The organism is Corynebacterium sp. HMSC14H10, assembly GCF_001807105.1.
Classification (GTDB): Bacteria; Actinomycetota; Actinomycetes; order Mycobacteriales; family Mycobacteriaceae; genus Corynebacterium; species Corynebacterium jeikeium_D.
In genome coordinates, this window is record NZ_KV787452.1 from 59,632 (window position 1) to 79,921 (window position 20,290).

The window sequence follows — 20,290 nt, forward strand, 5'->3', positions numbered from 1 at the left end:
CTATTCTAGCGTCCAGTCGATAGGGGTAGCTCCCTGACGAATCAGCGACTCATTGGCCCGGCTGAACGGACGCGACCCGAAGAACCCACGGGATGCCGACAGCGGTGACGGGTGCGGCGAACAGATGCAGTCCACGCCGGGGAGCCAACGCTGCAAACTCTGCGCGTCGCGTCCCCACAGAATGGCCACGAGAGGCTGATCACGGGCGACCAATGCTTTGATGGCATGCTCCGTGATTGCCTCCCAGCCCTTACCGCGGTGCGAGGCAGCAGCACCCGGACGTACGGTCAACACACGGTTGAACAGAGCTACGCCCTGCCTACTCCACGGAGTGAGGTCACCGTTGGAGGGAGTCGGGAGCCCCAGGTCGGAGGAATACTCCTTAAAAATATTCGCCAACGACCGCGGTACCGGCTTCACATCCGGCTGGACCGAGAAGCTAAGCCCCATCGCATGCCCCGGGGTCGGGTACGGGTCCTGACCGATAATGAGCACCTTGACCTCATCGAATGGATAAGTAAAGGCGCGCAGCACATCGGTGCCCGCGGGCAGGTAACCGTAGCCGGCCGCGTTTTCCTCGCGCAGGAACTGCCCCATCCGGTGGATGTCATCGGCCACTGGCTCCAGCACCTTCTGCCACCCTTCTTCGACCGGCAACGGATCCATGTCATACAGCCTTTCTTCTCAAAACCTCGTCGAACTCTTAAAAGGAAACCCAACCGGCATCGCGGGCAGGAGGTTTGCCGTCGATAAGCACCGAATCGAACTTTTCCTTCGACACCGTGCCGATAGCGCGGAACCCCGTCGGAGGCTCCCCCGGTGTCGAACCAATCAGTGTGTGGTCCTCCCCGCCGGTGAGCACCCACTCCCATGGATCGACGTCGAGGTATTCGCCAGCGGCAATCTGCAACTCATCGGGCGCAATCGCACTGCTGTCAACTTCCAAAGTAACCCTGGAGGCCTGCGCAATAGCACGGAGATCCACCACTAGTCCATCGGAATTGTCCGTTAGTGAACGCTCGCCTGTGGCTCGCGCCGTGGCACCCCTGCGGTATTCAAATTCGGGCGTACAGTGTGCTGCTACCAGCTGCGCAAACTCACTTGGAACCTTTGCCGGGCTTCCGCAGTGTTGCAGCAGCGCAAGGCCCGCTGCAGAGTAGCCGATGCGCCCCGACGCAATCACCGTATCCCCCGCGCGTGCCGCTGAGCGCAGCAGCGGCCGCCCCAGCCCACCGAGTTCGCCGATTGCTGTGATGGAAATCACCAGAGAATCTCCGCTGACCATGTCACCACCGACAAGCTCCGCAGGACATTGCTTGCCTTCCTGCCACAACCCCTCGGCGATACCGGTGACCACACTCACCGGAGTATGCAACGGTGCTGAGATGGCGAAAAGCATGGCCGTTGGACGCGCACCCATCGATTCGATATCGGCGAAATTCTGTACTGCGGCCTTAGCTCCAACTTGCTGAGGTGTCGACCAGTCCAGGCGGAAATGGCGCCCTTCCACCAGCATGTCGGTGGAAGTGACAAAACGGGCGTTGGGGGTTGTCTGCGTCAAGACGGCGGCATCGTCGCCATTGCGTGCCGACGGGGCGATAGCCCGGATGGCCTCAATGACCCCAAACTCGCCAATATCGCCAATGGTCAATTCAGTCACAGTATCGAGTCACATTCCTAATAGTCGATGGTTAACCGTTAATAGCGGAACCCGTCTCGGTATTGCCCCCAACCAATTGGAGTTGGTACCGGACAACGTAGAATCAGGCCCATGGTAGACGCACCCCCATCGGGAGAAACAGTTCAGTCCAAGGGTAGCCGGACACGCGCGGGCATCGCACTCGCTATCGCCATTATCTCTATCCTCGGCATCATTTTTGCCGCAAAGATTTACCAGGATAATCAGGCGACAAAGCCAGTCGCGATTTCCAACCCGGAGCTTCCCGCCAATGACTCGCCCGAGTGTGCGGAACTGCTCGACCGACTGCCAGATCGCGCCGCAGGTCTGGTTCGCGCCGACATTGCAGAGCCGGCTCCAGAAGGTGCCGCTGTGTACCGAAACTTGGAACAAGACCGCATCACGCTGCGCTGTGGCGCGAACGTACCTAGCCAGTACAACGAACTGGGCAAGACCGAAGAGGTCAAGGGCATTTCGTGGCTGCGCGTTGTCGACAGTACCGACGAATCTTTGGCGACTTGGTTCACCGTCGGCCGTGAGCCAGTGGTTGCGATTACCGCCGAAGGAAATGCAAAGGCGGAGGACGCACTGCGTGATCTCGCCGAGGCGCTGCGCCCGGATTCCGAGTACAAGAACAAACCGGAGCGAGGCGGTGTCCCGCTGGCAGAATTGGCAGCTCCGGAAGCTGATAAGCGCTGTAGCGGCTTGGAGGCTGCCCTCCCCCGCGAGCTTGGCAACCGTCACCGTCTGAGCGCAGAGGAAATGCCGGCTGACATGCCGAAGGACATGGTCATTTGGGGCGGCACCCCAGCCGATCCGGTGGTGCTGCGCTGTGGTGTCGACGAGCCGGCTGGCTATAGCACCACCACGCAGCAGCTGACGCAGGTTGGCGACATTGTCTGGTTCAACGAACCAACGCTTTCCTCCGGTACCTCCGCCACCTGGTACGCCATGGGCCGGGAGCGCTTCGTCGCCGTTGAAATGCCGATGTCGGAGGCCAGCTCACTGATGCCGGTGCTCTCCTCGGTCATCGCTGACAACCTGGAGAACATCTCGCCGAGCGAAGAAAAGTAAGAACCAACTTCTATCGACGAGCTACCAGCGCCCGCTCAATCAGGGCGCTGAGCAGCTCCTCGTAGGCTACACCTGAGGCCGCAAACATCTGCGGGTACATCGAAATCGGGGTAAAGCCCGGCATGGTGTTGACCTCATTGATAATCGGGCCATTATCCGTGACAAAGAAGTCCACGCGAGTCAGACCATCAGAGCCCAGTGCCCTGAACGCCCGACGAGCATCCGTGTCCAGTGCCTTCAAAACATCCTCCGGCAGCTCAGCCGGGATCTGCGCCGAGACGACATCATCCAAGTACTTGGTCTCAAAACCGTAGAAGCCCTCGTCAGAGTCCTCCGTGCCACGCAGCAACGACGGAACTGATACCTGCAGGCTGCCGTCAGCACGCTGCAGCACACCAATCTCCACTTCGGCGCCGTCTACACCGGCCTCTACAATGACCTTCCAGTCGTGCTCTCGGGCCAGCTCTACCGCCGCATCCAGATTCGCCCAATCATCCACGCGGGAAATGCCAATCGACGATCCACCACGAGCAGGTTTAACGAACACCGGCAGGCCAAGGGGCTCCTTGTCCTCGTCGGAAAGCGACTCGCCGACATGCAAAACAACCTGCTTGCCGATAGGAAGCCCCGCTGCCTGCAAGAGATTCTTCGTGCGTTCCTTATCCATTCCCGCCGCGGAAGCGAGCACGCCCGGGCCGACATAAGCAATGCCGGAAAGCTCAAAGAGCCCCTGAATCGTGCCGTCCTCGCCGTGCGGACCGTGGAGTACCGGGAAGATGACGTCGACGGTGTCGAAAACCTCGCCGGCGCGATCACCGGTGACAAAGCGGAATTCACCGCGGCGTGACGGCGAGGTGCTCAGCGCAACCTCCTCGCCCGGGATGACCTCAGGCATCGTACGCCCCTGCGTGCGCAGCGTATCCGTCTCACGCGTGCCGACGGTCCAGACACCATCCTTGGTAATACCAATGGGAACCACTCGGAAGCGGTCCTCATCCAGGTGATCCATAATTGCGCCAGCCGAGACACAGGAGACGCTGTGCTCAGGGCTTGCGCCACCGTAGATGACGGCGACGGAAATGCGATCTGCAGACGAGCTATTCGACGAAGTCATGGTGACTTAGTTTAGCCCCGACCTCGTTGAAGTGGTTACTCCGACTTGCGGCTTCGCCCCATCAGCTTGCGAATTGTCTCATCGACCTTCGCGCCTTCGTGGCAGACGGCGTAAACGGCCTCAGTAATTGGCATTTCCACGCCATTGCGACGAGCGAGGTCACGGACCGAGATTGAAGAAATCACACCCTCAGCCACCTGACCGCGCGTAGCGTGCTGCGCCTGCTCCATCGTGTCACCGCGACCGAGACGGTCACCGAAGGTGCGGTTACGCGACAGCGGCGAGGAACAAGTGGCCACCAAGTCACCGAGGCCCGCCAATCCCGCGAAAGTCTTATCTTCTGCACCAACCGCGTCGCCCAGACGCGTGATTTCCGCCAGGCCACGGGTGATGATGGTTGCCAGCGTGTTCTCACCCAATCCTTGACCAGCGGCCATACCGCAGGCCAACGCAATGACGTTCTTGCAGGCACCGCCGATTTCGCAGCCGATCACATCGGTGTTGGTGTACGGGCGGAAGTAATTAGTGGCAACTGCCGCCTGAATCATCTTGGCATTGTTCTCATCAGCGCAAGCAATGACCGTTGCCGCTGGCTGCTCCATCGCAACCTCGCGGGCGAGGTTCGGGCCGGACAGCACCGCAATACGCTCTGCTGGCAGGTCTGTGACCTCCGCAATGACCTCACTCATGCGCAGATGTGTCTCGCGCTCCACACCCTTGGCCAGGCTGAGCAGAATCGTCTCCGGCCCGATGAAGTCCTTCCAGACCTTGAGGTTGTCACGCAGAGTCTGCGAGGGCACACCCAGCACCACCACATCCGCGCCCTTCAGCGCGGCCTCTGCATCCGAGGTGGCTTCGATGTTGCGCGGCAGCCCCAGACCAGGCAGGTAGTCGTGGTTTTCGCGGCTGATCTGAATACGCTGTGCCTGCTCCGCACGTCGCGACCACAGCCGTACAGGATTGCCCGCATCAGCAAAAACCTTGGCGAGCGTCGTGCCCCACGAGCCCGCACCCATCACTGAAACCTGCACCATCGCCGCGACCTTCCTCCGTTAGTCTCTAATCTCCAACAAGTCTAGCGAGACGTTCTCACACTGCGATACTAAACTAGGTCGGCGACAAAGGATTGAAAGGGAATTCACGATGATGCACGAAGAGGACAAGGACCTCAAGGGCGATACCTCCGTGACCGGTCGCCTGCGCCAGATTCCAACGAAGCCAGGTCAGGATGTCACCAAGCCGACCTTCGCGGCCGGCGCGGTTCTATGGCGCGGCGATGTCCACAACCCTGAAATCTGCGTGATTCACCGTCCCTCCTACGACGACTGGTCGCTGCCGAAAGGCAAGCTCGACGCCGGCGAGAACCTCATTGCCACCGCTGTCCGCGAAATCTGGGAAGAGACCGGCTACCGCGTCCGTCTGGGCAAGCTCGTCGGCAACGTCTCTTACCCTGTCGCCGGACGCACGAAGCTGGTCTGGTACTGGACCGCTGAGGTTCTAGACGGCGAATTCGAACAGAACTCCGAGGTCAACGAGCTTCGTTGGGTCTCCTGGGACGAAGCCGAGGAGCTGCTGTCCTACGACCTCGACCGCGACGTGCTGGTCAAGGCCCGCAAGCGCATGAACAAGGAACCGGACACCCGTCTCATTCTGGTTCGCCATGGGCGTGCGCACCGTCGCACCAACTGGAACGGCAATGATGCACTGCGGCCACTGGATAAGAAGGGACGTCGTCAAGCGGAACTGCTCGTCTCTGCCCTGGAAGGCTTCCGCCCCGAGCGGATCTACTCCGCCGAGCCCGTGCGTTGCCAGGACACCGTCGCGCCACTCGCCGCAGAGCTGGGCATGCAGGTCACAGTCGACGAACGGCTTGGCGACGAGCACTGGATTGCCAACCAGGTTGAGTCCAAGAAGGCATTCGAAGACATTGTCGCGCTAGGCGGAGTCAGCGTCATCTGCTCTCAGGGCATCACCATCCCAGACCTGCTTGCCGCCTGGTCCGCTGAGGGCACCCTGCCCTTCGACGAGGAAATCCTGTGCAAGAAGGGCTCTGCCTGGGTGCTGGGATTCAACGACGGTGTAATGACCACGGCTGATTACTACGCCTCGGCGCTGCCGGTGAAGTAGCCCCCTACAACCTCGGATCCATCGGCTCTGACTCCAGCGCCAACACGCCGAAGACAGGAACATGGATCCGATGCAGAGGCTCGCCCGCCGCTAGGCGCTCCAGCGACTCGATGCCGAGGGCATATTCGCGCAGCGCCGATGACTGCTTGTGCTGCAAATTTCGCCGCTTCAGCCGCTCTTGACGCTGCGGGTGCAGGTAGTCGTGCCCGTAAATCATTCGCAGATACTCCCGTCCGCGCACCTTCATGCCGGGCTGCACCTGACGCGACGTCTCTGCGTTTTCCATTGGCTTGACGACGGCCCCTTCCCCGCCGGCCTCTGTCAGCTGCAACCACCACTTCGATGCGACCTCCACCTGTTCCGGGTCACTGGGGTCGAGGACGAAGCAGCGCGTCTGCCGGTAGATCTCACTGTCTGCTGCGACCAGCTGATTCGCAATATCCAGGTGCCATGAGTGGGGCTTGTGGTGCCAGGTGGCATCCTCGCTTGCCAACACTTGGAAGGGTGCAAACTGAATCTTGTTGTCGCTGTCGACATATCGGTTGTAGGCAGCACGGAACTTCTGGAGCTCGTCCAGAGTCTGTTCTGGAGTAGGACCGCTGACCTCTACTCCCCTGTCGGTTGCCGCCTGCAGAGCGGCCGCGAGCTGCCTCCCTGCACCGATACCAGCGGCAGCGGTGGGTGCATAGATGTCGTCGATAAGCCCTTGGGCCTTGAGATTCCAGGGCAACATTTCGCCGTCGAGCAGAATCCAATCGCCGAATTGGTCGAAAAGCCCGGCGCGCTCTGCGGCCTTGGTCATGGCATCAAGTACCGGGGTCGTGTCGTCGAAGAAGGCACGCCCCGTCCGGGTGTAGGCGTACGAGCTAGCACCGAAACGAGTCTTCGCCCCTGGCCGAATCAGGCACAGCACAGCTCGGGAACCCATGTGCTTTTCCTGACACATGACCTGGTCAGTGTGCGCTGCGTAGTAGCGGAATGCCTCCTCCGGGTGTTCCAAGAATCCCTCTCGCTGCGAGGTCGGCGCCGGTGACATTGTCGGTGGCAGGTACGGAATTTTCTCCGGTGCGAGCGTGAAACGGCTGATAGTTTCCAGCGCTGCAGCCGCGCGGTCACTATCAATGCGGATGCGGCCATGCCGGCCAGTCTGGATACCATCGACGTCCAACACGTCAGTGATGCGCAGTTCGGACTCCGAGCGATTGGTGGTCTTGCGGGATGGAGCCTCCCACCAGGTCTGCTTTGCATCGACCTGCACGGTCTCTAGCTCCGGATAGCGCAGCGCAGAGAGCTTGCCGCCGAAGACACAACCAGTGTCGATGCACATGGTGTTATTGACCCAACGCAGGCGGTCTGCTTCCATGTGGCCATAGACAACACGAGCGGAACCGCGGTAGTCCGCTGCCCAATCCAAACGTTCTGGCAGGCCATTTTCATCACGCTTGCCAGTAGTCGCACCGTAGAGCGCGAACTCGCGGACCTTGCCGGAGGCCCTGCCATGGAGGTGCTCAGGCAGTCCCGCGTGGGCTACGACCAGGGCGCCGTCATCCAGCACATAGTGCACCGGCAAGTGGTCGATGAAGTCGCGGACGTCCTTCCGGAATTCCTCACTTTCGTCGGCGAGCTGAGTGAGCGTTTCGGCCAGCCCGTGGCCCGTGGTGACGTTGTGGCCGTCGAGGGCGCGCACCAACTTAGAGTCGTGGTTTCCGGGCACGCAGAGAGCATTGCCGTCCGAGACCATCCCCATGACCAGCTTCAAGACGGCTGGGCTATTGGGGCCGCGGTCAACGAGGTCACCAACGAAAATGGCCTTGCGGCCATCTGGGTGATGAGCATTGCTGCCATCCGCCGAGAGCTCGTAGCCGAGCTTCTCCAGCAGTGCGGTCAGCTCGTCGAAGCAACCGTGGACATCGCCGATGATGTCGAAAGGGCCGTGGAGATCGCTGCGATCGACCTTCAGCGGCACACGTTCAATGGTGACGTTGTCGATTTCCTCCGCGGAATTCAAGATGAAAACGTTGTGAATCTTCTCGCGCTTCAGGTGCTTGAGCCCTCGGCGCAGGTCACGGTGCTGGCGCTCCAACACCTCTACTCCGAAGTTGCGGTCAGTGCGCTGCCTGTGCCGCTCCTTCACCTCCGCCAACGGAAGATTCAAAACGATAGCAGCACTGAGCGCATGGTGTCTGCGCGCCAGCTTCACGAGCCGGGCGCGGTCCTGCGGTTTCACATTCGTCGCATCGACCACGGTGAGTAAGCCTGCTTCCAGCCGCTTGCCGACGATCGTCTCCAGCAGCTCAAAAGCAGGCGCCGTCGCCGCCTGGTTATTCGGATCGTTGGAAACAATGCCGCGACAAGTATCCGAGGATACGACTTCAAACGGGCCGAAGTGTCGTGCCGCAAAGGTAGACTTTCCAGCACCGGAGACACCGACCAGCATGACCAAGCTGAGGTTAGGAAGTGAGATGGTACTCATAGTTAGCTCTCCTCTGCTGCGGTGAAGTCGTAGGAAAAGACCGCCATTTGTGTTGGTTGGCCGTAAGTTTCGTGCACGTCCCCAATACCGTCGAAGTCCACCAGATAACCGAACTTCTCGGCCACGCCCCTGGCCCACTGACGAAATTCCGCGCGGCTGAACTCGAAACGGTGATCGAGGTGCCGGAACTGTCCAGGCTCTAGGTTTGGGTAGCAAGCGTTGTAGTCACTATTTGGGGTGGTGACGATGACATACTGCGGGCGTGCGAGCCCAAAGACGTTGTTCTCCAACGCGGGCAGCCGGTCGGCATCAATGTGCTCGATGACCTCCATCAGGATTGCCACGTCCATGTTCGCAATGCGCTCATCGACATAGGTGACCGAGGATTGGAAAAGCTCAACCCGCGCGGCTTGGCGCTCCGGCATGCGATCTAGGTTCAGCGCCTTGTGCGCCTTACGAAGCTCCCCCACAGAAACATCGGTACCAACGATCTGCGCGATTCGCGGATTCTCCAGCATCGGCCCCAGTAGCACGCCGGAACCGCAGCCGATGTCGACTACACTGCGCGGGCGCAGGCTAAGTACTTCACGCAGTACTCGCTCTTGGCGCTGTCGATTAAGTGGCTTGGCTGGCTGGTCACCGCGGGGCAGTTCGATTGCAGCGGCTTCCCCAGCAAGCTTCACGACAGCCTCGTTGACCAGGCCTTCTTGATCCGCAAGATAGCGCCCCAGGATTCTCTCCCGCTGTGGGTGCTCCGGTAGCCAGTCCCGCGCACGCGCGGCGAGCTTGTCGATTTCCCGGTCATCGACCCAATAGTGTTTCCCACCGTCGAGGACGGGCAGCAGAATATACAGGTGATTGAGCAAATCGCGGACGGTTGCCCTACCCGAAAGCGTTATCGTCGGTGAGAACTTCTGGCCGGCAATATTGTTCGAAAAATCGCAGGCGACGTTCCACCCCAGCGGTTCGAACAGAGCCCGGATTTCTTCCTCGGTGCCGGGTACCGCGGCGACTGTCGCGGTGAGGTCGCTCGGGGTTTCGTCGTAAGGCGAGGGCTTTTCCATGACCATCGCCGTGGAGAAGACGGACTTCAGCGCCACTGTCATAAGCGATGACGCGGCCCATTGCCGGTCATTGATGTAGCCGGTCAGATTGAACGTATCAGCGCGGTACTGCTTGAGTTTCAGCAGCTCATCACGGTCAATATCAACCCAAAGGGCTGCCGTGCATTCGGCATCGGTAGCCGTGGGGAAAAAGACTCTGGCAACACCGAACTTTAACTCGGACTCATGCACGCGATCGGGATGCTTTCGCAAAACAAATCCCAAATCGCGTGCCGATTCAGCAGGCGAAGATTCACCGAGCCGAGAGTGTTTAGTGATTGCCAGATACATACGGCAAGTCTAACGCCTACCGCGGATTGGACTAGAGCATTTTTTGACCTACAGCGTCTTAGGCTTGTGGGCCGGACGACTCTCCTCGTAGGCCACAATGTCCGCTTCGTTACGCAGGGTCAGGGAGACGTCGTCAAGCCCTTCCATCAGACGCCAGCGGGTGTAGTCGTCGACCTCGAACGGGAAGACCTGCTCACCTGCCTCGACGGTGCGGGTCTCCAGGTTGACGGTGAGCTCCATGCCCGGGTTAGCTTCCAGCAGCTTCCACAGCAGCTCGACATCGGACTGCTGCATCTGTGCGGCGAGCAACCCCGCCTTGCCCGCGTTTCCGCGGAAGATGTCGGCGAAGCGGGAGGAGATGACGACGCGGAAGCCGTAGTCCATCAGTGCCCACACGGCGTGCTCACGGGAAGAACCGGTACCGAAGTCCGGCCCTGCTACGAGGACGGAGCCCTTTGCGTACTCCGGGCGGTTGAGCACAAAGTCGGACTCATTGTTGCGCCAGTTGCTGAACAGGCCATCCTCGAATCCGGTGCGGGTGACGCGCTTTAGGTAGACGGCCGGGATGATCTGGTCGGTGTCGACGTTGGATCGCTGCAGGGGAACGCCGACGCCGGTGTGAGTATCAAACTTTTCCATGGTGAAAGGTCCTTAGAAGTTCTGCTTGGGTCTGTTGTACAAAGATCGGCGGTTAGAGTCAGTTAGAGATCAGCCGGTGCTGCGAAGTGACCGACGACTGCGGTAGCTGCGGCGACGGCAGGGCTAACCAGGTGGGTACGACCACCCTTGCCCTGACGGCCCTCGAAGTTGCGGTTGGAGGTCGAAGCGCAACGCTGGCCCGGGGTCAGCTGATCCGGGTTCATGCCCAGGCACATGGAGCAGCCCGGCATACGCCATTCAGCGCCTGCCTCTTCGAAGATCTTGCCCAGTCCCTCTTCCTCAGCCTGCGCACGGACCTTTGCGGAGCCCGGCACGATGAGCATCTGGACGCCGTCGGCAACCTTGCGGTCCTTCAGCACGTCGGCGACGGCGCGCATGTCCTCGATGCGGCCGTTGGTGCAGGAACCGACGAAGACAACGTCGACCTTAACGTCGCGCATCGGGGTGCCCGGCTTCAGATCCATGTACTCCAGTGCACGTTCGGCGGCGATGCGGTCGGAGTCCTCAGCGATGAACTCCGGGTCCGGCACGGTCTCACCCAGCGGCACGCCCTGGCCCGGGTTGGTACCCCAGGTAACGAATGGGGTCAGCGCGGAACCGTCGATTTCGACGACCTTGTCGAACTTCGCGTCCTCGTCAGTAACCAGGGACTTCCAGTATGCGACAGCCTCGTCCCACTGCTCGCCCTGCGGCGCGTGCGGGCGCCCCTTCAGGTATTCGAAGGTGGTCTCGTCCGGAGCAATCATGCCGGCGCGGGCACCGGCTTCGATGGACATGTTGCAGATGGTCATGCGAGCTTCCATCGACAGCTTCTCGATGGCCTCGCCGCGGTACTCAATAACGTGGCCCTGACCACCGCCGGTGCCAATCTTGGCGATAATCGCCAGAATCAAATCCTTGGCGGTAACACCATCCTGCAGTTCGCCGGTGACGTTGACCGCCATGGTCTTGAAAGGCTTCAGCGGCAGGGTCTGGGTAGCCAGAACGTGCTCAACCTCGGAGGTACCGATACCGAAGGCCATAGCACCGAAAGCCCCGTGGGTGGCGGTATGCGAGTCACCACAGACGACGGTGGTGCCCGGCTGAGTCAGGCCCAGCTGTGGGCCGACGACGTGCACGATACCCTGCTCGCGGTCGCCCATCGGATGCAGGCGGATACCGAACTCCTCAGCGTTCTTGCGCAGTGTGGCAATCTGGGTACGAGAGGTCGGTTCCTCAATCAGATTGATTTTGCCGCCGGCGACAGTAGTCGGAACGTTGTGGTCCTCGGTTGCGATGGTCAAATCCGGGCGGCGCACCTTGCGCCCTGCCAGACGGAGGCCATCAAAAGCCTGTGGCGAGGTAACCTCGTGGACGAGGTGCAGATCGATATAAATCAAATCTGGTTCGCCGTTGTCGCCTTGCTTGACTACGTGGTCACGCCAGACTTTCTCGGCCAGAGTCTTCGGGCTGGTGTCCGTGGTGCGCATAGTGGGTGAGCCGCCTTCCGGATATATCTCTTTTATCTCAAGGAATGAGATGTTAATATCATGGCATGGGACAGATTAGCACATCCGAGACGCCAGCTCTAAGTGGTATTAAAGTTCTCGACCGTTCGGTACTCATTCTCAAGTCTGTTGCAGAAACTCCACGCACCCTCGCCGAGCTCTGCGACGACACCGGCCTGCCCCGCGCCACCGCCCATCGGCTGGCCACGGCGTTGGAAGTGCACCGCCTTGTCACCCGCACTCCGGACGGCCGCTGGACGACGGGCCCCGGGCTCACCGAGATCACGCCCGTCACAACTGACCTGCTTGCCGACGCCGCAGCGCACATCCTGCCGAAGCTGGTAGAGGTCACCGGAGAGTCCGTGCAGCTCTACCGTCTCACCGGCGACACCCGCACCTGCATTGCCTCCATGGAGCCCGCCACCGGCCTGCGTAACACCGTGCCAGTTGGCTCTCGCATGCCACTGACCGCCGGTTCCGCCGCACGCGTTCTCCTGGCTTTTGGCCCGGCCAATCTCGCTGAGCGCATGCTGCCCGATGCCGACTTCAACGAACAGGACCTCGACGACTGCCGACGTCTCGGCTGGTCCGAATCCATGGGCGAGCGCGACCCCGCACTCGCTTCTGTCTCCGCCCCGGTTTTCGACGGCAACCACCGCATGATTGCAGTCCTGTCCGTCTCCGGCCCCGTGGAGCGCATGACTCCGTCGCCCTATGAATGCTGGGGCGCAAAGGTTCTCGCCGCCGCTGAGGAGATGAGCTCCCGACTGTAATGCCCGCTTACCGTCACCTTGTCCTACTTCTGTCCATGTTCGCGGCGGTCGGTTCGTCCGTCGTTCACATGGGTGTGCCTTTTCTCATCCCATCCCTGCAGGAAAACGGTTTAAGCCTCTCCGCCGCCGGTCTCGTCGCAGCAATGCCGGCGGCCGGTATTGTTTTCACACTCATCGCCTGGGGCTGGTTTGTCGACCGCTACGGCGAACGCGCAGCTCTGTTCGCAGGCTTGACTTCTACCGCCTTGACGACGGGGCTTGCGGCGCTGGCTTCGTCGTCAAGCCCGGCCCTGCTCGGGGCTGCGCTCTTCCTCGCTGGATGTGCGGCGGCGAGCGTGAATTCTGCATCCGGCCGCGTGGTGTCGGGCTGGTATCCGCCGCATCAACGCGGTACTGCGATGGGCATTCGCCAAATGGCTCAGCCCCTTGGCGCTGCACTATCAGCGGTAACCCTGCACCCTCTCGCGCAGAACTACAGCATCGGTGTCGCACTCGCGATGCCCGCAATTCTGTGCGCTGTGCTGGCGTTGCTTGTGCTGGTTGGAGTAAAGAATCCCCCGCGCCCTGATGCCTCGAACCCCACCGTCACGGCCAGCCCTTACCGCGACGGCAAATACCTTGTGCGCATCCATATCGCCTCGGCGCTGCTGTCCTGGCCGCAGTCGATGATGGGCGCCTACATTCTGGTGTGGCTGTTGTCCGTGGGTTATGCCGATAGCACGGCGGGCACGGTTGTGATGGTCGCACAGCTGCTCGGTGCCGGATCGCGAGCACTGATGGGTGTGGTCTCCGACCGCGTTCGGTCCCGCATCCGCCCCTACCGCTGGGTCTCGGGTGCGACTTTTATCCTGGCTGTCGCAATGATGATTGCCAGCTGGGCTGATTGGCGCACACTTGGCACTGTGCTGGTCTGCGCACTGGCCGTTGCCGTGGTCAGCCCGAATGGTCTTGCCTTCACCGCAGTTGCTGAATACGCAGGCCCCTTCTGGTCCGGACGCGCTATGGGTACGCAGAACACGTTCCAGAACATTATCTACGCTGCAACGCCTCCGGTTTCGGGTGCGATTGTGGCCGCTGCGGGTTTCCCCGCACTGTTTGCCGTCACGGCTCTGTTCCCCGCCGCCGCGCTGGGTATTGCGCCACGAGAAGACCAGAACCGCCACGGGCGGGTGCGGGTCGAGCTTGACTAGCTAGCTCCGCGCCCACCAAACAAATCGAGCCACGCACGCGCACCAGTGCACAGCCAGCAAACACAGCAGCCCAGCGCTGGCCACGTATAGCCACTGCACGCCGGTAGTGTCACCCAGGCTGTGCGTACCAAGACTCAGCGTGCCCACCGGGAAGGTCGACCCCCACCAACCAGGGCTGTAGCCGGCCCAACGGATTACGGCGCGGGTGAATCGTCGTAAAGCGATGGCAGCGAGGAAGATGCCGACAATGAGCACGGTGGTGCCGTAAACGACAGCGAAAGTTCGATTGAAAAGCAGCTGTGCGGCGGCCGTGGACTGACCGACAACGCCGAGCGGAATCCAGGCAGTACCGGCGATGGTATCGGGGATGCGCATGGTGCCGCGGAACAATGCGACGTAGCAGCGCACCAGGATTGGCAGGACGGTGATTAGCGCCATCCAGAAGAATATTTGCCCGCAGACGTGATAGAAGGTGCCGTAGTCGGCGCCGAGCTGCGCACCGCTTGTCGCCGCCACCATCGGGGCGACCAGCGCGAGACCCCACTGAAAAGTTGGCTCGCCTTCGAAACCTTGCAGCTGCCGCAGACTGACGTAAATTGCCAGCGGTGCGCCAATCCACCAGGAGATCAACTGCCACGATGAGTTACTAGATAGCGCAGTCGCAGCGCTACCGAGAGCCATAATGCCCATCGACAGCATGCCCCACGGCGCCATAAGCTGCGAGCGGAAAGGCGGATTTTTATAGCGCAACCAGCCCACCACCATAAAGCCGAGAATGCCGACCGCAATAACAAGAAGTAGCTGCGGAATCACCGGCACGCCATGGGTGTGCGCAAGGGTGGCGAAGATAGAAGTGCCCATCAGCGACCCCGCCCACGCGGGTCCGGCGGGCGCCAGCACATCACGACTCGAGGAATTGGTCATGTGCTCACCGTATTGGCTCGTGCCCTGCTGACAGCTATCACCACATCATGTGAGGGGTACCATGGACGTATGTACCCCGCTGCCCTAGCCGAGCTCGAAGCACTTTTCGCAGCCGCCCGCGCAGGCTCAATCTCGAAGGCCGCGCGTGAGCTAGGCATCAATCAGCAGACCATGTCCGCACGCATCGCGCGGGCGGAAAAAGCGCTGGGAATCACCGTCTTCGAACGCTCTCCTTACGGCGTCACCCCTACGGAAAACGGGCACGTGCTTATCGACGCCCTGCCAGACCTCCTCGCCGCCTGTCACACGTTTTCGGGTATTGCCGCCAGCTTGCGTTCCGACGATGTCCCCCGCCACCTCACCCTCGCGGTGTCCAATACCGTCGCGGAGCTCTACTACCCCGTTTGGGCCGCCGAGTTCCACCGGCAACATCCCGCAGTCAAACTGTCAATGGTGCAGGCGAACTCTCGCGAGGTGCGGCAATTGGTCGCCGACAGTGCGGTGGACTTCGGCCTGGTGGAGGGCGAGGCTGGTCGTCACGACCTCCAGGAACAGGTCATCGGCACCGATGAGCTGGTCCTTGCCGTGCCGACGGGGCATCCGTGGGCTGAGCGGGCTGCGGTCCATAATGCAATATCCACCGAAGAACTGCGCACTACCCCGCTTGTTATTCGCGAACCCGGTTCCGGCAGCCGGCAGGTGGTGGAAGATACGCTCGGCACTCTCACCGAGCCCGCCGGCGAATTCGGTTCCCTTTCAGCACAGCGCGCCGGCATGATTGCGCTGGCAGCGCCAACAATCATCGCCCGTGGCGCAATCCGCGATCAGGTAACACTTGGGCGCATCGTCATTGTCCCCACCGACACCGTTTTTACTCGCAACCTCAGCGTGGTTATGCGTCGTGGCAGTAAAGCTAGTGGGGACATTTCGGAATTTATCCGCATTGCAAGTCCTATACTTAGCAAGCATGAGCAATCCCAATGATGAACTCTTTTCCTCTGACCGCTATGATGCCGGCATCCAAATTCGCCGCGAGGTGATGGGCGACGAATTCGTCGATGCCGCCCTCTCTCGCAACGCCGGCTCCGACGGAGAGACCCTGCAGAAGCACATCACCGCCACCGTCTGGGGCTCCGTCTGGAGCCGTGAAGGACTGGCCAAGCGTGATCGCTCCCTGCTCAACATTGGAATGCTCGTCGCTCTGCGCGCCACCGAAGAATTGCGCGGCCACATCAAGGGTGCCCTCGCCAACGGCCTGACCCGCACCGAGATCACCGAAGCCATCGTCCACGCTTCCGGCTACTGCGGCGCACCGGCCGCACTGTCCGCGATGAAGGTCGCGCAGGAAGTGCTCGTTGCTGAGCTCGGACCGTTTGACGACGACGATCGGTAGGTAGCCCACGGGCTCGCAGGCCCCGGTCGCCGCGTAAGCACATCAGTGATGCGGCGCAGCAGCCACGACAGTGGCAAAGTGATGACAGTGGTAACGATTGCCACTGCCAGCATCGAGCCCTGGAAGGTCTGATAACCCATCGTCTTCATCACCCAGTCCATGACCAACACGTGGACGAGGAAGAACTCGTAGGAAACTTCGCCCAGCCAAATCATAGCTGGATGACGAAGCCACCTTACCTCCGTACCCAGCGCAATCGGGGCCACGAATGCACCAGCAGATAGGCCGTACAATGTGGTCTTCCACAACGCCTGATCGACATCATCCGGCACCAAGGTTGCTGGCCCCACATGCGTGGTCGTGGATAGGAAAAACAGCGCTAGCGCTATCAGCCAACTTGCAGCCAAATTAACGCGCCAGCCAACCTTTCGCCCATAGGCCAGCAGCATGCCGATGGCGAACCAGTCGAAATACGCCATCGGCCACAGCCGTGACACTACTGGCAGTAGCTCTTCCTGGTGCGATAGCACAGTCCAGACCGGGCCAATGAGGCCAAAACCAATAATGATGGCCAACGTTGGACCAGGCCGTAGCCGCCCCTTTGTGATCGTCCAGATGCCAAGCCCCACCAGCGGCAATACCAAGTAGAAGCCGACTTCCACCACCATCGACCACATCTGCGACAAGCCCGGGTGAATCCAGCCGAATTGGAGCGTCTGGGTAAACGACATCGTGCGCAACCAGCCCTGTAGCCCTCCACCAGATGGTGGTGGGTCGTCTGCGGTGTGAATGAGAAAGGCCGCAGTGACCACAATCCAGTAGGCCGGCAGGACTCTCTTCGCACGGCTGGTGAAATACTTCCGCAAGTCCGGTCGGTTCGCGGGGACGTCGTCAGGCGAACCGAGCCAGCGCCCTGTGAGCAGAACCGCACTGAGCACGAAGAAGATGGTGACGCCAATTTCGAATCGACCGTTGAGGCGCCCCCACCAATCGCCGGTGTAATTGCCCGTCCAAAACGCGGCATGCGTGAGCAGGACGCCGAACGCGCCGATGGCTCGGATGCTGGTCAGCTCCGGAACGTAGGTGGACTTGGCCGAATTCATGCCAATATTTTAGGAGCGCAAAGTACTTCCCCGTGTTATTTCGGCAAAAGTGGAATCTACATAATTTCTTCTACATGTTCTCGACGGTGCTCAAGATGTACTGAGCAGATTCACGCAGTCGCTCCAGCTCCCAACTGTTTAGCTGTGGCGGCATACGACGAATGATTCCACCTCGGCCGATCACCGCTGGCATCGACAGCGAGACATCCGTCAACCCGTATTCACCATCCAAGCGTGTACACACCGGGTGGACGCTGTTTTGATCCAGCATCACCGCGCGGGCAATTTCCAAAGCGGAGCGTGCAACACCGGCATTAGTCCAGCCCTTGGCATTGAGAACATCGTAAGCTGCCCCGACTACGGCATCTTGAATTTCTTGCGGTGAAGGCAACTGCGTGCCATGCCATTTTTCCAGTTCTGTCCACCTCACACCTTGCACGTTCAGCGTGGACAAAATTGGGACGGCCGTAAGCCCGTGCTCACCCATCATGTAGCCAGTAACTGACTTCGGGTCGATACCGAGCTGTTTGGCAACTACCCACCGCAGTCGGGCCGAATCTAGCATCGTGCCGGTGCCAAAGAGCTTTTCCGCGGGGTAATCGAACTCGGTATGTGCCAAGTGCACCACCGCATCGAGCGGATTAGTAATAAATAGGACAATCGCATCGTGCGTATGCTTCACGATTCCCGGCATGACATCGCGAACCACTTCCCCGCTGAGCTTGGCTAATCCGGCACGGTCCGGACGGGAATCCGGGTCGTCCGGATCAGGGAGAATGGACGCACCAGCAGCGACGATAATCATATCCGCGTCGGCACAATCGCTGTAGTCGCCAGCATGCACATTGACATAGTCCGTGCCGGGAACACCAGTGGACTGGGATTGGTCCAGAGCCTCGCCATGCGCGACGCCTGGTGCCGTGTCAATCGTGGCAATCTCAGCGAACAGCCCGGATTCCATGGCATATGTCAGGACATACGAACCGACGTGACCGAGACCAATACAAACGAGCTTTGAATGTTTCATAGTTTCGATACTAGGACTGTGGAAATCCAGTGCCGCGGTGGAGGGGTGAGCAGAAAGACAAAAGCCTCCACTCGATTACGAGTGAAGGCTCTTGTCTCTATATATCTTTGTACCCCGTACGGGATTTGAACCCGTGTTACCGCCGTGAGAGGGCGGCGTCCTAGGCCGCTAGACGAACGGGGCTTAGAACTTTCATCCGCGCGCTGCGGACTTGTTAAACAATACACTAGACGTGGATAGTAACTGCAAATCGCCCGGTCAAGGCGCTAAATTCCAAGTGCTTCCACATTTTTTGCCAGTGCGTTTTTAAGCTCCGCTTCATCCATTTTTCGCAGAGCCGCAACCTCGGCGACAGTGTCCCGCAAGGCCGCGACGACCTCGGCAGAGACCGCCTCCGCCGCGTAGCCGCTTCCAGGCTCGTGCGGAAGGTCAGTTTCCAGCAAAAGCCTATCGACGGGCACCTGCGACACATAGGCCCGTCCGCGTTTGGTCCGCAACATGAGCGGATTGACGGAGATATAGCCACCGGCTCGGATAAGCCTGGTCAGCTCATCGCTGGTGCCACCGAAACGGTGAAAGATGGGCACGAGATTCTGACCGAGCCCTACCCCTTTGTCGGAGTCCAAGCGTGGTTCCAGCAGATCAAGCACTCTATCGGCGCTGCGGACTGTGTGAATGGACAGAATATGCGGCTGGCTCGAGGCTCGGACAGCATCGAGAATGCTTGTGAAGACGTGGATTTGGGTCTCGGCGGGAACGTCGTCAAGCCTGCGGGGCGCGAAGTCCAAGCCAATCTCACCGACGAAACGGGTGCGTGGAAGGGCCTCGCGAAATATCTCAAGCTCGCGCTCGTAGTTGCCGTCGATATACCACGGGTGATAGCCGACTGCGGCCATGGGGAGATTTTCGCGCTCTATCTCGACAAATCCGGAGGGGCGGACTGTCTGCGCGATGATCTCCACGCCTTCCTGCGCAATATCGGCTTTGAAGCACTCGCGCGAAGCCGGTGGCAGGAAATCGTAGTGAAAGTGGGTATCGATGAGCCGCATCATTTTTCCGTTGGTGGCTGGTTTTCGTCGGCCGGACCGCCGATGCGCGGGGCCAGCGGGGTTTCCTCGAACCCGAGCAGACGGCGAATGACCTTTCCGGCCAGCATCTGCCCCATGATTGGCGGTATGTAGCTCATGGTACCGAGGGTTTCCGCCTTGGTACCGCTGCCCTTGTCCGCAATTCTCACTGGCTCTTCGGATGAGTACAGCACCTCAAGACCGCGAATGCGTCGGCGGATACACACCTGACGGACGACCTTCGCCAGCGGACAGACCTTAGTCTTATTGATCTTCGAGAAGGTTAGCCGAGCTGGGTCGAGCTTATTTCCGCCACCCATAGCGGAAATGAGGTGGGTGCGATTTTCCGCGCACCACTGCGCGATCTCAATCTTGCCGGTGACATCGTCGATAGCGTCGATGATGTAATCCGGACGCGGGAACTGCTCGAAGGCCTCCGCCAGGTTTTCGCGTGTAAGAAAAATCTGCCGGGCATAGGTCGTACAATCCGGGTTGATATCGGCAACCATCGCCTCCATGACCTCGGCTTTGACCCGGCCAATCGTGGAGACAAAAGCCAGCGCCTGACGGTTGAGATTGCTCGGCTCTACGACATCGCCGTCGATCAAGATGAGGTTGCCCACGCCGCCTCGGGCGAGAGCTTCGGCACAACTCGACCCCACGCCTCCGAGTCCGACAACCATGACGGTAGATTCAGCCAACGTTTCTAGCCCCTCCTCCCCTAGGAGAAGCTTCAGTCGTGCGAAACGTTCACTGGTCATAGTCGCCCCTGGTCATAGTGGGTTAAGTAAAGAAAAGTGTGTCCG

General features: G+C 60.3%; 19 protein-coding genes and 1 tRNA gene. 6 read left to right on the forward strand and 14 right to left on the reverse strand.

Features of this window, described 5'->3' with window-relative positions:
* Both HMPREF3135_RS10705 and HMPREF3135_RS10710 read right to left on the reverse strand, forming a co-directional pair.
* Window positions 1-666: a uracil-DNA glycosylase gene (locus HMPREF3135_RS10705; RefSeq protein ID WP_070439660.1), complete on the reverse strand. Its 666-nt coding sequence runs from the start codon at window positions 664-666 to the stop codon at window positions 1-3.
* Window positions 667-703: 37 nt separating this feature from the next.
* Window positions 704-1,660, reverse strand: a complete 957-nt coding sequence (locus HMPREF3135_RS10710; RefSeq protein ID WP_070439662.1) for a thiamine-phosphate kinase — start codon at window positions 1,658-1,660, stop codon at window positions 704-706.
* Window positions 1,661-1,771: 111 nt separating this feature from the next.
* Between HMPREF3135_RS10710 and HMPREF3135_RS10715 the strand changes: the two genes are divergently transcribed.
* Window positions 1,772-2,752: a DUF3515 domain-containing protein gene (locus HMPREF3135_RS10715; protein WP_070439664.1), complete on the forward strand. Its 981-nt coding sequence runs from the start codon at window positions 1,772-1,774 to the stop codon at window positions 2,750-2,752.
* Between the two features lie 10 nt (window positions 2,753-2,762).
* Here the strand turns inward: HMPREF3135_RS10715 and HMPREF3135_RS10720 are convergent, their stop codons facing one another.
* Both HMPREF3135_RS10720 and HMPREF3135_RS10725 read right to left on the reverse strand, forming a co-directional pair.
* Complete coding sequence (locus tag HMPREF3135_RS10720) at window positions 2,763-3,866, reverse strand: D-alanine--D-alanine ligase family protein (RefSeq protein ID WP_070439666.1); 1,104 nt, start codon at window positions 3,864-3,866, stop codon at window positions 2,763-2,765.
* Between the two features lie 35 nt (window positions 3,867-3,901).
* Entirely contained in the window at window positions 3,902-4,900 is a 999-nt protein-coding gene (locus tag HMPREF3135_RS10725; protein WP_016422532.1) for an NAD(P)H-dependent glycerol-3-phosphate dehydrogenase, read from the reverse strand.
* A gap of 112 nt (window positions 4,901-5,012) precedes the next feature.
* Between HMPREF3135_RS10725 and HMPREF3135_RS10730 the strand changes: the two genes are divergently transcribed.
* Complete coding sequence (locus HMPREF3135_RS10730; RefSeq protein ID WP_172954645.1) at window positions 5,013-5,993, forward strand: NUDIX hydrolase; 981 nt, start codon at window positions 5,013-5,015, stop codon at window positions 5,991-5,993.
* 4 nt (window positions 5,994-5,997) lie between these two features.
* Here HMPREF3135_RS10730 and HMPREF3135_RS10735 read toward each other — a convergent pair whose 3' ends face one another.
* The 4 genes from HMPREF3135_RS10735 to leuC form a co-directional block, all read right to left on the reverse strand.
* Window positions 5,998-8,466 carry a polynucleotide kinase-phosphatase gene (locus HMPREF3135_RS10735; protein WP_070439668.1) on the reverse strand — a complete coding sequence of 823 codons (2,469 nt, stop codon included), beginning with the start codon at window positions 8,464-8,466 and terminating at the stop codon, window positions 5,998-6,000.
* Window positions 8,467-8,468: 2 nt separating this feature from the next.
* Window positions 8,469-9,860, reverse strand: coding sequence for a 3' terminal RNA ribose 2'-O-methyltransferase Hen1 (locus HMPREF3135_RS10740; RefSeq protein WP_070439669.1), 1,392 nt, complete (start codon window positions 9,858-9,860; stop codon window positions 8,469-8,471).
* 48 nt (window positions 9,861-9,908) lie between these two features.
* Window positions 9,909-10,499 carry a 3-isopropylmalate dehydratase small subunit gene (leuD, locus tag HMPREF3135_RS10745; RefSeq protein WP_049189541.1) on the reverse strand — a complete coding sequence of 197 codons (591 nt, stop codon included), beginning with the start codon at window positions 10,497-10,499 and terminating at the stop codon, window positions 9,909-9,911.
* 62 nt (window positions 10,500-10,561) lie between these two features.
* On the reverse strand, window positions 10,562-11,989 hold the full coding sequence (gene leuC, locus HMPREF3135_RS10750) for a 3-isopropylmalate dehydratase large subunit (protein ID WP_070439671.1): 1,428 nt from the start codon (window positions 11,987-11,989) through the stop codon (window positions 10,562-10,564).
* 65 nt (window positions 11,990-12,054) lie between these two features.
* Between leuC and HMPREF3135_RS10755 the strand changes: the two genes are divergently transcribed.
* Both HMPREF3135_RS10755 and HMPREF3135_RS10760 read left to right on the forward strand, forming a co-directional pair.
* Window positions 12,055-12,780 carry an IclR family transcriptional regulator gene (locus HMPREF3135_RS10755; protein WP_016422526.1) on the forward strand — a complete coding sequence of 242 codons (726 nt, stop codon included), beginning with the start codon at window positions 12,055-12,057 and terminating at the stop codon, window positions 12,778-12,780.
* The gene (locus HMPREF3135_RS10760) at window positions 12,780-13,970 is read left to right on the forward strand and encodes an MFS transporter (protein ID WP_070439672.1); all 1,191 of its coding nucleotides are present in this window, start codon (window positions 12,780-12,782) and stop codon (window positions 13,968-13,970) included. The genes HMPREF3135_RS10755 and HMPREF3135_RS10760 overlap by 1 nt, the downstream gene beginning before the upstream one ends.
* Here the strand turns inward: HMPREF3135_RS10760 and HMPREF3135_RS10765 are convergent, their stop codons facing one another.
* The gene (locus tag HMPREF3135_RS10765; RefSeq protein ID WP_070439673.1) at window positions 13,971-14,894 is read right to left on the reverse strand and encodes a TDT family transporter; all 924 of its coding nucleotides are present in this window, start codon (window positions 14,892-14,894) and stop codon (window positions 13,971-13,973) included.
* Between HMPREF3135_RS10765 and HMPREF3135_RS10770 the strand changes: the two genes are divergently transcribed.
* Together HMPREF3135_RS10770 and HMPREF3135_RS10775 are read left to right on the forward strand one after the other, a co-directional pair.
* A complete protein-coding gene (locus HMPREF3135_RS10770; protein WP_246818345.1) occupies window positions 14,895-15,878 on the forward strand; it encodes a LysR family transcriptional regulator in 984 nt (327 codons plus the stop codon). It abuts the gene before it with no gap.
* A complete protein-coding gene (locus HMPREF3135_RS10775; RefSeq protein ID WP_070439675.1) occupies window positions 15,862-16,287 on the forward strand; it encodes a carboxymuconolactone decarboxylase family protein in 426 nt (141 codons plus the stop codon). Before HMPREF3135_RS10770 ends, HMPREF3135_RS10775 begins: the two co-directional genes overlap by 17 nt.
* Here HMPREF3135_RS10775 and HMPREF3135_RS10780 read toward each other — a convergent pair.
* The 5 genes from HMPREF3135_RS10780 to HMPREF3135_RS10800 all read right to left on the reverse strand — a co-directional run bounded on the left by HMPREF3135_RS10780 (window position 16,194) and on the right by HMPREF3135_RS10800 (window position 20,245).
* Window positions 16,194-17,390, reverse strand: a complete 1,197-nt coding sequence (locus HMPREF3135_RS10780; RefSeq protein ID WP_246818346.1) for an acyltransferase family protein — start codon at window positions 17,388-17,390, stop codon at window positions 16,194-16,196. The genes HMPREF3135_RS10775 and HMPREF3135_RS10780 overlap by 94 nt on opposite strands.
* A 70-nt stretch (window positions 17,391-17,460) precedes the next feature.
* Complete coding sequence (locus HMPREF3135_RS10785) at window positions 17,461-18,417, reverse strand: lactate/malate family dehydrogenase (protein WP_070439677.1); 957 nt, start codon at window positions 18,415-18,417, stop codon at window positions 17,461-17,463.
* Between the two features lie 110 nt (window positions 18,418-18,527).
* Window positions 18,528-18,600: transfer RNA gene (locus tag HMPREF3135_RS10790), tRNA-Glu, on the reverse strand.
* 83 nt (window positions 18,601-18,683) lie between these two features.
* Window positions 18,684-19,469, reverse strand: a complete 786-nt coding sequence (locus HMPREF3135_RS10795) for a TatD family hydrolase (protein WP_231367188.1) — start codon at window positions 19,467-19,469, stop codon at window positions 18,684-18,686.
* On the reverse strand, window positions 19,466-20,245 hold the full coding sequence (locus HMPREF3135_RS10800) for a tRNA threonylcarbamoyladenosine dehydratase (RefSeq protein WP_016422512.1): 780 nt from the start codon (window positions 20,243-20,245) through the stop codon (window positions 19,466-19,468). The genes HMPREF3135_RS10795 and HMPREF3135_RS10800 overlap by 4 nt, the downstream gene beginning before the upstream one ends.
* Window positions 20,246-20,290 lie beyond the last annotated feature (45 nt).

Bases quoted from the DNA above. Each gene is read 5' to 3' on its own strand.
- HMPREF3135_RS10705 (WP_070439660.1), bottom strand. From the start codon at position 666: ATGGATCCGTTGCCGGTCGAAGAAGGGTGGCAGAAGGTGCTGGAGCCA.
- HMPREF3135_RS10715 (WP_070439664.1), top strand. From the start codon at position 1,772: ATGGTAGACGCACCCCCATCGGGAGAAACAGTTCAGTCCAAGGGTAGC.
- HMPREF3135_RS10720 (WP_070439666.1), bottom strand. From the start codon at position 3,866: ATGACTTCGTCGAATAGCTCGTCTGCAGATCGCATTTCCGTCGCCGTC.
- HMPREF3135_RS10725 (WP_016422532.1), bottom strand. From the start codon at position 4,900: ATGGTGCAGGTTTCAGTGATGGGTGCGGGCTCGTGGGGCACGACGCTC.
- HMPREF3135_RS10730 (WP_172954645.1), top strand. From the start codon at position 5,013: ATGCACGAAGAGGACAAGGACCTCAAGGGCGATACCTCCGTGACCGGT.
- HMPREF3135_RS10735 (WP_070439668.1), bottom strand. From the start codon at position 8,466: ATGAGTACCATCTCACTTCCTAACCTCAGCTTGGTCATGCTGGTCGGT.
- HMPREF3135_RS10740 (WP_070439669.1), bottom strand. From the start codon at position 9,860: ATGTATCTGGCAATCACTAAACACTCTCGGCTCGGTGAATCTTCGCCT.
- leuD (WP_049189541.1), bottom strand. From the start codon at position 10,499: ATGGAAAAGTTTGATACTCACACCGGCGTCGGCGTTCCCCTGCAGCGA.
- leuC (WP_070439671.1), bottom strand. From the start codon at position 11,989: ATGCGCACCACGGACACCAGCCCGAAGACTCTGGCCGAGAAAGTCTGG.
- HMPREF3135_RS10755 (WP_016422526.1), top strand. From the start codon at position 12,055: ATGGGACAGATTAGCACATCCGAGACGCCAGCTCTAAGTGGTATTAAA.
- HMPREF3135_RS10760 (WP_070439672.1), top strand. From the start codon at position 12,780: ATGCCCGCTTACCGTCACCTTGTCCTACTTCTGTCCATGTTCGCGGCG.
- HMPREF3135_RS10765 (WP_070439673.1), bottom strand. From the start codon at position 14,894: ATGACCAATTCCTCGAGTCGTGATGTGCTGGCGCCCGCCGGACCCGCG.
- HMPREF3135_RS10775 (WP_070439675.1), top strand. From the start codon at position 15,862: ATGAGCAATCCCAATGATGAACTCTTTTCCTCTGACCGCTATGATGCC.
- HMPREF3135_RS10780 (WP_246818346.1), bottom strand. From the start codon at position 17,390: ATGAATTCGGCCAAGTCCACCTACGTTCCGGAGCTGACCAGCATCCGA.
- HMPREF3135_RS10785 (WP_070439677.1), bottom strand. From the start codon at position 18,417: ATGAAACATTCAAAGCTCGTTTGTATTGGTCTCGGTCACGTCGGTTCG.
- HMPREF3135_RS10795 (WP_231367188.1), bottom strand. From the start codon at position 19,469: ATGATGCGGCTCATCGATACCCACTTTCACTACGATTTCCTGCCACCG.
- HMPREF3135_RS10800 (WP_016422512.1), bottom strand. From the start codon at position 20,245: ATGACCAGTGAACGTTTCGCACGACTGAAGCTTCTCCTAGGGGAGGAG.